1 pseudogene is annotated in these 3,408 nt (G+C 59.3%); it reads left to right on the plus strand.

Going from position 1 to position 3,408, the window contains the following annotated elements:
• Window positions 1-1,307: 1,307 nt before the first annotated feature.
• A pseudogene (locus AS156_RS42400) lies at window positions 1,308-3,408 on the plus strand (hypothetical protein); the annotation flags it as partial.

Raw genomic sequence — 3,408 nt, forward strand, 5'->3', positions numbered from 1 at the left:
GTGCCCGCCGATCGTTTTGCAGAGCGTTTTGGTCTGGCAACTAGCTGGGGTAGCATTCGAGCTTCATTTCAGTGGGAAGCGATGGTGCGCGGAGCGCGAAGCTCCTGCGCGTACAACGGGCGGCGCGGGCTCCCTGGGCGACGTCGGGTCCCCGTTTGGCCATGGACCGTGCTGGCGTGGGCCGCGCTGCTAGTGGTGATCGTCGCGTCGTTCAAGCCCGCGGTCCCGGTCATCTGGGCGACACGCCGTCCTTCGTGGAATCTGCTTTTCGTACGCTCGATGCCGGACAGCCGACCGTGGCCGGCGGGCGCGATCCGGCTAACCGGCGTTGCTGGCCGTGACGTTCGCGTTTGGGGGCGACCCGTAGATCTGCGGGGTTTTCGTATGACTATTAACGCGCTTGTGCGGGAACTCGTGGATCTCGCCGTATTAATAGTTAGCGAGAGTTTTACGGCGCGGCGTATGGACGTCCGAGTAAATTTGCGGCAAATTGTCACGGATTTAGGTGGAGGGATCGTTGCCCTTTCGAGCACTGGTTGGGTGAAGACAGCGCATCGAAAGGCGACAGCTCTCCGAACAAGTTTAATTAATGGGCATTTGCAGACGCAGTTTTCGCGGCTCAAGCAGATGCATAGGGCAGGGATTGTGTTCGGACTCTTTTCACGGCTGGACCGAAGAGCAAATTCAAAACCGTTTGAGGCGAGCGCTCGCTCTTAGATTTCGGGCGTCGACTGCAGTGAATTGATTTCGAGTGCGACCACCCCTGCTCTACGTCGGTAGAGTTGAGGAGTGTAGTATTGGGTCGCGTTGTTTTTTCCCGCAAGGCCGAACCGAGCGTCGACCGGTCCGCTGTTGCATCGCGCCTGCAAGACATTTCGAAGCCTTCGTCGTCATCCGCGTCAAGCGCCAACGTCGACGTCGATCCTCGGTCGCGTCGGCCAATGATCCGTTGCCGTCCAACGAAGAGCCGTCCGTCCCGGACGGACTGGCGCTCTCGCTTGACCCACAATCGACGGGGCGGGCGCGATCCGCTCGACACGCTGTCACTGCTGACAGCTCACCCAGACAAGCAAGAAATTTGCAAAGCAAGCGATTGCAGGCGGCATCATGGCCAGTCGTTTTGAAGCCAGCGCAATTGCCTCGAACGGGTCGAGCGCTGAAGCCGACGTCAGCACAAACCACGCGCAGGATCGGTGCCGGATTGACGGTGAGCTGATGCGCGCCATTGAATCTAGCCAGAAAAGAATTTGGCGTTAGCGCGCGACTTTCATTGAAAGCGCGGCAAGTCGAGTGGGAGGGCCGTGAACATGACGAACACAACGACGAGCAACGGGGCGACCGTAGACAACCTAAATGTGCTCGATACGATAACCGCCGATAATACCGGCGGCACTGAGACAATTGAGCTGCAGGATATTGCAAACGCGCTGTTCCCGACGACGAACGCAACGCAAACGCTTACCATTGATACATCGTTCTGGTCTGGCAATCTAAAGCTTACATTCGAGGATAGCGCGGGTCTGTATTACACGCTCGCTGCGACATCCACGGGCAATTTCACTCTCGTTCAAAGCGATCCCTACGGGAATTCTATGGTGGGCGCCACTCAGGTCGCGTTCAGCGCGATCAGTGCGTCGACGTTCTTGAGCGCTTTCTCCACGGTCTCTGGTTTGGTGAGTTCCGGGCTAACGAGCACGTCGCTGCTCACCGCTCTCGACATCAACAGCAGTGTTGGAAAGAACGTCTTTCAAGCAACATTGAACGGCCAGATCGCCAATGTCTTTAGCTACGCCACTGCAAATGACTCCTTCAATGGCACCGGATCGCAGTGGGATGTCATTAACGGCTTCAACCAGGGCGTCGATAAAATCGACCTCAGAAAGCTAATAACGGACGCATACGCTGGATCGAATTCGGCGTTTCTTTCTAAGGGCCTTGATGAGCTTATTTGGTCGGGGACAACCCCAAGTAAGTATGGAGTCTGGTACTCGAGCGACGGAAGTGGAGGCTCGTTCGTTTTTGCCGATACCAATGGCGATGGCGTTGCTGATCTGAAGATCGATGTAGCCGGTGTCACCAAGCTATCGCAGAGCGATTTTCTGGGTGTCAGCACTGGCACCAACTTAGGGTTACCATCAATTTCGATCAATCCGATTGAGCCGACCCAGTCAAATCCTTGGCTGATCAATGCTCCTGACGCGGCGTCGGGCAATATCGTCGTCACCGGAACGACAACAAACGTGGCGGTTGGGACCGTCATCCAGGTCACGCTGGGTGGGACGAACTACTACGCCACGGTGCAACTGAACGGATCGTGGAAAACAACGATCCCGCTGGGGTCCCTTTCAGACGGAACATACCAACTTTCGGCTGATGTCTTTGTAAACGGTAATCCGACTACGATTGAAAGCTCACACGCCGTCACGTTCGACACCAAGCTGCCGACGGTGACTGCTTCCATCGCTGGCACGGCGCAGGAGGGCCAGACGCTCACCGCCGTTGTCACCGGCGCTAAGAGTGACGACAGCGTCACCTATCAATGGCAGAGCGGCGGCGTAGACATTAGCGGCGCGGTCAACTCGACTTACCTGGTCGCTGAGGGTGACGAGGGCACAAAGATATCGGTCGTAGTCACCGATGTGGCCGGAAACCTCAGCGGCACCGTCACCGCAAGCGCCACAACCGCTGCAGTGATCGACGCGGCACCGACGATCTCGACACCGACCATCAGCGGCATCGCGCAGGAAGGCCAGACGCTGACCGCCTCGGCGACCGCCGGGCAAGCCGACAATGCGGTCAGCTATCAGTGGCAGATCTCGACCGATGGCGGCGCGACCTTCACCAACATCGGTGGCGCCACCGGCGCGACCTATGCGGTGACGGAGGCCGACGAGGGCGATCTGATCCAGGTGGTGGCGACCGCGACCAACGAGCAGGGGCTGACGGCTGCGGCGACCAGTACGGCCACCTCGGCGGTGACCGATGCGGCACCGACGATCTCGACGCCGACCATCAGCGGCCTCGCGCAGGAAGGCCAGACGCTGACCGCCTCGGCGAACGCCGGCCAGGGCGACAACCCGGTCAGCTATCAGTGGATGGAGAACACTGGCCCGGGCGGCAGCTATGTGAACATCGCCGGTGCGACGGGCTCGACCTATGTGGTGAAGGAGTCCGATGAAGGCTTCAAGATCGAGGTGGTGGCGACGGCGACCAACGAGCAGGGGCTGACGGCTGCGGCGACCAGCACGGCAACCAGTGCAGTGATCGACGCGGCACCGACGATCTCGACGCCGACCATCAGCGGCATCGCGCAGGAAGGCCAGACGCTGACCGCGTCGGCGAATGCCGGGCAAACCGACAATGCGGTCAGCTACCAGTGGCAGATCTCGACCGATGGCGGCACGACCT

It is taken from the genome of Bradyrhizobium macuxiense (genome assembly GCF_001542415.1).
Classification (GTDB): Bacteria; Pseudomonadota; Alphaproteobacteria; order Rhizobiales; family Xanthobacteraceae; genus Bradyrhizobium; species Bradyrhizobium macuxiense.